The sequence below is a fragment of the Halomonas ventosae genome (genome assembly GCF_004361885.1).
In the GTDB taxonomy this organism is placed as follows: domain Bacteria; phylum Pseudomonadota; class Gammaproteobacteria; order Pseudomonadales; family Halomonadaceae; genus Halomonas; species Halomonas ventosae_C.
The window spans coordinates 40,896-48,152 of the sequence record NZ_SNWH01000019.1; the positions used below are offsets into that span (position 1 = coordinate 40,896).

Consider the following 7,257-nt stretch of genomic DNA (forward strand, 5'->3'; position numbering starts at 1 on the left):
TACCAGTAGCTATGGTTATGAAAAATCACCTTTACAGCCTTGTGGAAACTGCGTGCCAAAAATTTCCTAGGTCTATAGCATTCTATGAAAAAGGCCAGGCATATACATTTTCAGAATTCGAGGAAATGTGTAAGCGTAAAGTCCAATGGTTGAGCGGAAAAGGAGTGAAAGAAGGGGACTTTATAGCTCTTTGGCTTGTGAACGGTGTTGAATGGCTGTCATGGTATTTCTCCCTATCTAGGCTTGGTTGCACCGTGGTTCCGATTAACACAAGGTATGGAAAAAAAGAAATTGAAGACATGATGGTTAAGTCTTCTCCTAAAGCATTGATAATGCAGAAAGAGTTTCGTTCAAAGAACTTCTTAAATTTGCTTTCATCTGTGGAAAGGCATGCTGTTGAAAGTATTGATGTCATCTACTGCGCGGGGCTTAATTTTTCAGACTCCGATGAATTAAACGAGATGGTGTTTTTTTCTGATGATTCTCTATCGGAGTGTTGTGGTGAAAGTGAGGTTTCGAGCTATGCGCCTGTGCCAAATGGTTCTTTAACATCAATTCTTTTTTCGACGTCGGGGACTACTAGCGGGCCAAAACTTGTAATGCAGTCCCAATCGAATTTAGTTACGCATGCAAATAATTGTGCAAAGTTCTATGGTCTAAATAAGCATGGAATGACCTTGCTGGCTGTTCTGCCTTTTTGTGGGGCTTTCGGGTTAAATGCAGTTCTAGCTGCATTTTCTGGTGGGGCTGCTACCGTCATCATTGATGCGCTGGATGGTAAGGAAGCTGCTCTTTTGATGAAAAAATATAAAGTCACGCATCTCTTTGGTAGTGACGATATGTACAGAAAAATCATTGATTCATGCGATGAAGAAAAGCCTTTCCCTGATGCCAGGTTTTTTGGATTTGGAGCATTTAATTCTAGTTTCCATGAGTATGCAGTTAATGCTTGGGCTCGAGGAATACCTTTGTTCGGTTTGTATGGATCAAGTGAAGTTATGGCAATTTTTAGTGCCCAGGATGATAGCATGACGTTAAAAGAAAGGATTAAAGGAGGAGGAAAACCCACCGCCGGGGATGAGGCGAAAATCAGAATTAGAGATATTGCAACAAGCAATATACTTCCAGCAGGAGAGTCTGGAGAGATTGAGATTCAATCTCCGACCAATTTCACCGGCTACCTAGATAATGATGAAGCTACCCGTAACGCTCTTACGGAGGATGGATTTTTCAAAACTGGAGATCTTGGATATATCCGAGAAGATGGCTCGCTGGTATATGAGTCCAGGATGGGGGATGCGATTAGGCTTGGCGGATTTCTTGTTAATCCCTCTGAAATTGAAGACGTAATTAAAAAAGTCCCTAATGTATTGGATGTATGTGTTGTTGCTATACAGTATCAAGAGGCAAATGTCGCAATTGCTTTTGTGAAAGAGTCTCAAGAGTCTGAAGGCCTGGAAAATCAGGTCATAGATGCATGCAAATTGAATTTGGCTCCTTTTAAAGTCCCTAAGTATGTTTTTAAGGTTTCGGAGTTTCCTGCAACTAGCGGACCTAATGGTTTAAAGATTCAGCGTGGCAGCTTGAGAAATATGGCTGAAGCTGCGGTAGGTAACTAAATTTGCGTGGGAGGAAAAGGTGGATACTTCTCTTTATTTTGATGATCTTGTGGAAGGTCAGTCTTTTGAGTCAACAGGAAGGACGGTTACGGAAAGTGATTTAACATTTTTCTCGATGCTTTCTGGCGACTGGAATCCAATCCACTGTGATATTGGGTTCAGTTCTAAAACCCGATATGGTGAAAGGCTTGTGCATGGGGCTTTTGGTATTGCATTGGCTACAGGTATGATTCACTCATTAGGGATTTTTGAGAAATCCGCTGTTGCAATGATGTCACTAAAAGATTGGAAGTTCAGGAAGCCTATCACTCTGGGTATGACTCTACGGCTTAAGTTGTTTATATTAGAGAAAGATCCCGGTGAGAGTAAGAGGGTTGGGCGTGTAAACAGGTTGCTACAATTGGTGGACGAGTCAGGAAGCATTATTCAGGAAGGTGAGTCTGATATGCTTGTTTTAAAGAAAGAATGTTAATTGATGGAGCTGTTTATGTCTAAATATATTCCTGAGGTTCTGCAAGGGCTGACGCTTCCTGTGATCTCTGCTCCAATGTTCACCGTGAGTTATCCTGAGCTTGTAAAGGCCCAGTGTAAGAGCGGAATCGTGGGCTCTTTCCCAGCACTAAATGCTAGACAGCCAGAGATTCTAGACGATTGGTTGTATCAAATAAAGGAGGACCTCGCTGAGTTTTCTTCAAGTAATCCAGGAAAAACTGTCGGACCGATTGCAGTAAATCAAATTTCCCACTCTTCAAATGTTCGGCTTGAACAAGATGTTAAGACATGTATTAAGCATCGTGTCCCAATTATTATTTCCTCACTTCGTGCTCCGGTAAAGGAAATAGTAGATGAGGTCCACTCATATGGGGGGGTAATCCTTCATGATGTTATTAATTTGCGACATGCGATGAAGGCCCTCGAAGCAGGTGTTGATGGTCTGATTTTGGTAGCCGCAGGTGCAGGTGGTCATGCCGGCACCTTGTCTCCGTTTGCTTTGGTAGGAGAGGTTAGGAAATGTTTCAATGGGCCGGTCGTGCTATCCGGGTCAATTGCAAATGGAAGCTCTATACTTGCTGCTCAGGCGATGGGAGCTGATTTTGGCTATATGGGAACTCGGTTCATTGCCTCGAAAGAGGCGAATGCTTCCGAAGAGTATAAAAGCTCCATATTGAATGCTGGTGCCTCAGATATTGTTTATAGTAACTATTTCTCAGGTGTTCATGGCAACTACCTTAAAGAAAGTGTGAAGAATGTTGGTCTTGACCCTGATAATCTCCCAGTGGCAGATAAGTCTATTATGAGCTTCAAAGATGGCCGCTCCAAAGCTAAAGCATGGAAAGACATATGGGGTGCGGGTCAGGGGGCGGCGGTCATTGATGATGTTCCAAATGTTAGTGAAATTGTGGATAGACTTAAAGTTGAATATGAAGAAGCGCTGTCTAAAATTTGTTTGAAAAGCAAATAATATAGTATTTTATCCAGGAGGAAAGGGTTTATGTCAAGCGCGATTAACTGTGGGAAAGTGGCGATTGTAACCGGCGGTGGGAATGGCATCGGGCGTGAAATATCAATTGCCTTAGCAGCATCAGGTGCAAAGGTAGTGATTAACGACATTGGAGTGTCTTTAACAGGCGAAGGAGGGTCGGCTACCCCCGCCGAGGAAACCAAAAGAATTATTGAGCAAGCTGGTGGTGAGGCTCATATTAATACCGATAGCGTTGCTGATTGGGAGTCTGCAAAGAAAATTGTTAAATCAGCAATAGATAAGTATGGGAGGTTGGATATTGTAGTAAATAATGCGGGGATACTTAGGGATACTATTTTTCATAAGATGAGTGTTGATGATTGGAGGACGGTCATTGATGTTCACTTGAATGGAACTTTTTATGTGAGCAGGGCTGCTGCTGAAATATTTCGTAAGCAAGAGTCAGGTTCATTTGTTCATATGACAAGTACCTCCGGGCTTATTGGTAACTTTGGCCAATCAAACTATTCGGCAGCAAAGCTGGGTATTGTGGCATTATCAAAGTCAATTGCTCTTGATATGAATAGATTTGGCGTCAGGTCGAATTGTATCGCTCCATTTGCTTGGAGCAGAATGACAGATTCCCTTCCAACTGATACTCCAGAGCAAGTAAAACGTGTTGATGCAATGAAGGCTATGACACCCGATAAAAATGCTCATATGGCTGTTTATCTTGGGTCTGACTTGGCGGCAGAAGTAAATGGACAGATATTTGCGGTCAGGAATAACGAGATTTTTTTGATGGGGCAAAGTCGGCCGCTGAGGAGTGTACACAGGTCAGATGGTTGGACTCCAGATGAAATTCACGAACATGCAATGCCCGCGCTTAAGTCTAGCTTCTACTCGCTTGAAAGAAGTGGCGATGTTTTTTCTTGGGATCCCATGTAATTGCTCTAGGAGTTTAATATGGATGCCTTTAGCCGTCATCTCATGACAAGAAAATTTAAGAAGGTTGTTCATGAGTACTCGTTGAAGGATACTATTTTATATTCCTTGGGCGTGGGAGTGGGGTTTGATCCGCGAGATAGTTCGCAGCTTAAGTTTGTATATGAAGATGGATTAAGGCCAATGCCAAGCATGGCTGTTGTTTTAGCCCATCCAGGCTTTTGGGCCAAGGAGCCTGACACTGGGATTGACTGGGTTAAACTGCTTCATGTTGGGCAGGAGTTTGAGCTGCATGAGTCATTGCCAGAGGCTGGGAAGGTTTATAGTGTTACGCGTGTGGTTGATGTTCTTGATAAAGGCGCAGATAAGGGTGCGATTATAATTTCAGAAAGGGTGGTTAAAGACTTTGAGACAAATTCTAAGATATGTACCGTTCGAACAACTTCCTTTGCCAGAGGGAATGGTGGATTTAGTGAGGGTGGGAAGGTTGGTTCTAAAATAAAAAGCGTAATACCTGACCGAGAGTGTGATATTGAATCAGAGCTGGATACTTTTCCAAATTCGGCTTTGATTTATAGGCTTTCCGGTGACCTTAATCCTTTGCATGCTTCGCCTGAAGTTGCTAAGTCTGCTGGTTTTGATGGGCCGATTTTGCATGGTCTGTGTACATTTGGTGTTTCCTGTCATGCTATTTTAAGATCAGCGCTTGATTATGATGATAAGGCAGTAAAGAAAATGGGGGCTAGCTTTACATCTCCAGTTTATCCAGGTGACACTGTTGTTACGAAAATATGGGAAGTGAGTTATGGTTATTCCTTTCAGTGCTTTTCTAAAGATAGTGGAGCGAAAATAATTGATAATGGGTTTGTCGTAGTGCGAGAAGGTGAGATATGAAGCACGTTGAAATCAATGAAAGTGGTGGGGCTCTCTGGGTAATTCTAAACCGTCCTGAAGTGAGGAACGCATTTTCGTCTGAAATGAGGGAGTCACTTAAAGAAGCTCTTACTAAAGCTGATTCTGACGAATCTATACGATGTGTTGTGATTAAGGGTGCTGGAGGGAATTTCATCTCCGGGGGAGACTTGAAAAAATTTGCTGAGCTGATTGAGCGCCCCAGTTGTGAAGTTAAACATTCTTTTTATAATAGGGTTCAGGATCTCAATCAATTGATTATGATGGTCATGAGCCTTAAGAAGCCTGTTGTCGCCTGCGTAGAAGGGAGCGTGGCTGGTGCAGGAGTAAGTCTTGCGCTGGCTTGCGATTTGGTTGTTGCTTCAGATAACGCCAAATTCATTATTTCATATTCAAAGGTCGGTGCAAGCCCTGATGGTGGACTTTCATTCTCCCTTCCTAGGGCTGTTGGGATTAAAAAATACATGGAGTTAGTGCTGTTGGGAGGATCGATAAGTGCCAGTGAAGCCATGGATTATGGGCTGGTAAATTTTGTCTTTGATGATGCAGAGGTGTCTGGGAAAACTGAGGAGTTGGTATCAAGGCTTTGCAATGGACCTACATATGCTTTTGGCAAGGTCAAGAGCCTGTCTGCTTATTCTGAAAGCTCCAGCCTGGTGGAACAATTGCATCATGAGGCTGTTGCTTTTTCCGAGTGTGCCAGCACAGATGATTTTCGTGAAGGAGTTTCATCTTTTTTAGAAAAAAGAAAGGCCAATTTTTTAGGCTTGTAATCCCATCAGCTTCACATTATTTACCGTCAATCTTGCTGTGTCTTTAAGATGGGTGCCTCCGGTGCTTATTTATTACCTGATTCCGTGAAGCCAGCGCCGACACTTCCCCTATCACCGCCAGCGGTAGTTGTCAAGGAATCTGTCGCCTCTGAGATCATTCACGCCACCTGCTTTTCTGGTTCGGCGACGGTGACATGGAGCTCCCGCTCCGGGTTGAGTGACACGGTACCGATCGGCGTCCAGTTGCGAGTCTTGCCGCTCCATCGCGCAGGGTTGGTGTCACGCGCCGCCTGATTGATGACGTGGCGCTTGGCCAACACCGCAGCGTCTTCGCCCGCATGGCGCTGTGCCGGTGTCACCAGGCGAATGCCGCCGTACAGCTGATCGATGAAGCCCGCGCCGCAGGGGCCCGCCTACAGGCCGCCTGTGCAGAGCTCGGCATCGGTACCAACACCTACCGTCGCTGGGTGCGGGGCGATCAGGACCGCCGGCCTGAGGCCGTGCGGCCTGTGCCGCGCCACGCGCTGTCGCCTGAGGAGCGTCAGCAGGTGCTGGAGATCTGCCATCGTCCCGAGTTTGCCAGCCTGCCGCCGGGGCAGATCGTGCCGCGGCTGCTGGACGAGGAAGGCCTCTATGTGGCGTCAGAGTCCAGCTACTACCGCATCCTCCGGGAGCATGGCGAGCAGCACCATCGTGGCCGGGCTCGTGCCCCACGCCCCAAGGGTGATCCACAAAGACACCGCGTAACGCGCCCAAATGCCTGTTGGAGCTGGGACGTGACATACCTGCCGACCCCGGTGCGTGGGCAGTTCTACTACCTCTACATGATCGTCGACATCTACAGCCGCAAGATCGTCGATGCCGAGGTCTTTGACCAAGAGTCCATGGCCAACAGCAGCGAGGTCATCCAGCGCGCTGTGTTGCGCGAGGGCTGCATCAATCAGCCACTGGTGTTGCATGCCGACAACGGCTCCGCCATGAAGGGCTCGACGCTCCAGGCGACGCTGCAGCGGCTGAACATCACCCCGTCGTACAGCCGCCCCCGAGTCTCCAATGACAACGCCTTCTCGGAGTCGCTGTTCCGGACATGCAAGTACCGGCCCGACTACCCGGTGGATGGCTACGAGAACCTGACAGCGGCGCAGCAGTGGGTGACCGGCTTCGTTCACTGGTACAACCACGAGCACCGCCACAGCGCCATTCGGTTCGTTACCCCGGGTGAGCGGCATGCTGGCCAGGATGATGAGGTACTGGCCAGGCGAGATGCCATCTATGCCGAGGCGAAACGGCAACATCCCGGTCGGTGGAGCGGCGCCACTCGCAACTGGACACCGCGCCGGACGGTCTGGCTGAACCCGGACCAGGAAGACCCGCTGGTTCAACGCGATCAGCGATTAGAAGCCGCCTGATTCCAGGTTCCAACAAGCTTGACAGGCATCGCGGTGCGCTCGACCAGGCGCATCACGCGTTGGACGACGTATTCGGTCTTGTTGTCGTCGTGGATCGAGACGGTCTGCGTCCACAGCGCCTGGCGCTTGCCAGGACG

7 protein-coding genes and 1 pseudogene are annotated in these 7,257 nt (G+C 47.1%); 7 read left to right on the forward strand and 1 reads right to left on the reverse strand.

Going from position 1 to position 7,257, the window contains the following annotated elements; all coding sequences use genetic code 11:
* Positions 1–11: 11 nt before the first annotated feature.
* From DFO68_RS12490 to DFO68_RS12515, 6 genes are read left to right on the forward strand one after another with little or no spacing between them, the layout of a single operon-like run.
* The gene (locus DFO68_RS12490) at positions 12–1,619 is read left to right on the forward strand and encodes an AMP-binding protein (RefSeq protein ID WP_133483971.1); all 1,608 of its coding nucleotides are present in this window, start codon (positions 12–14) and stop codon (positions 1,617–1,619) included.
* A gap of 19 nt (positions 1,620–1,638) precedes the next feature.
* Positions 1,639–2,091 carry a MaoC/PaaZ C-terminal domain-containing protein gene (locus DFO68_RS12495; protein ID WP_133483972.1) on the forward strand — a complete coding sequence of 151 codons (453 nt, stop codon included), beginning with the start codon at positions 1,639–1,641 and terminating at the stop codon, positions 2,089–2,091.
* A gap of 15 nt (positions 2,092–2,106) precedes the next feature.
* On the forward strand, positions 2,107–3,081 hold the full coding sequence (locus DFO68_RS12500; protein ID WP_208107425.1) for an NAD(P)H-dependent flavin oxidoreductase: 975 nt from the start codon (positions 2,107–2,109) through the stop codon (positions 3,079–3,081).
* A 30-nt stretch (positions 3,082–3,111) separates the two neighbouring features.
* Entirely contained in the window at positions 3,112–4,029 is a 918-nt protein-coding gene (locus DFO68_RS12505) for an SDR family NAD(P)-dependent oxidoreductase (protein WP_133483973.1), read from the forward strand.
* Between the two features lie 18 nt (positions 4,030–4,047).
* Positions 4,048–4,920 carry a MaoC/PaaZ C-terminal domain-containing protein gene (locus tag DFO68_RS12510; protein WP_133483974.1) on the forward strand — a complete coding sequence of 291 codons (873 nt, stop codon included), beginning with the start codon at positions 4,048–4,050 and terminating at the stop codon, positions 4,918–4,920.
* Positions 4,917–5,711, forward strand: a complete 795-nt coding sequence (locus tag DFO68_RS12515; protein WP_133483975.1) for an enoyl-CoA hydratase/isomerase family protein — start codon at positions 4,917–4,919, stop codon at positions 5,709–5,711. The genes DFO68_RS12510 and DFO68_RS12515 overlap by 4 nt, the downstream gene beginning before the upstream one ends.
* A gap of 158 nt (positions 5,712–5,869) precedes the next feature.
* On the opposite strand, the pseudogene DFO68_RS15530 reads toward DFO68_RS12515, so the two are convergent.
* Positions 5,870–6,079, reverse strand: a pseudogene (locus DFO68_RS15530) (IS3 family transposase); the annotation flags it as partial.
* On the opposite strand from DFO68_RS15530, the gene DFO68_RS12520 reads away from it, so the two are divergent.
* Positions 6,050–7,120, forward strand: coding sequence for an IS3 family transposase (locus DFO68_RS12520; protein ID WP_243726512.1), 1,071 nt, complete (start codon positions 6,050–6,052; stop codon positions 7,118–7,120). The pseudogene DFO68_RS15530 and the gene DFO68_RS12520 sit on opposite strands and share 30 nt — an antisense overlap.
* Positions 7,121–7,257: the final 137 nt, after the last annotated feature.

Excerpts from the sequence above, each read along its gene's own strand:
- DFO68_RS12510 (WP_133483974.1), top strand. The coding sequence starts at position 4,048 with ATGGATGCCTTTAGCCGTCATCTCATGACAAGAAAATTTAAGAAGGTT.
- DFO68_RS12490 (WP_133483971.1), top strand. The coding sequence starts at position 12 with ATGGTTATGAAAAATCACCTTTACAGCCTTGTGGAAACTGCGTGCCAA.
- DFO68_RS12520 (WP_243726512.1), top strand. The coding sequence starts at position 6,050 with ATGGCGCTGTGCCGGTGTCACCAGGCGAATGCCGCCGTACAGCTGATC.
- DFO68_RS12515 (WP_133483975.1), top strand. The coding sequence starts at position 4,917 with ATGAAGCACGTTGAAATCAATGAAAGTGGTGGGGCTCTCTGGGTAATT.
- DFO68_RS12500 (WP_208107425.1), top strand. The coding sequence starts at position 2,107 with ATGTCTAAATATATTCCTGAGGTTCTGCAAGGGCTGACGCTTCCTGTG.
- DFO68_RS12505 (WP_133483973.1), top strand. The coding sequence starts at position 3,112 with ATGTCAAGCGCGATTAACTGTGGGAAAGTGGCGATTGTAACCGGCGGT.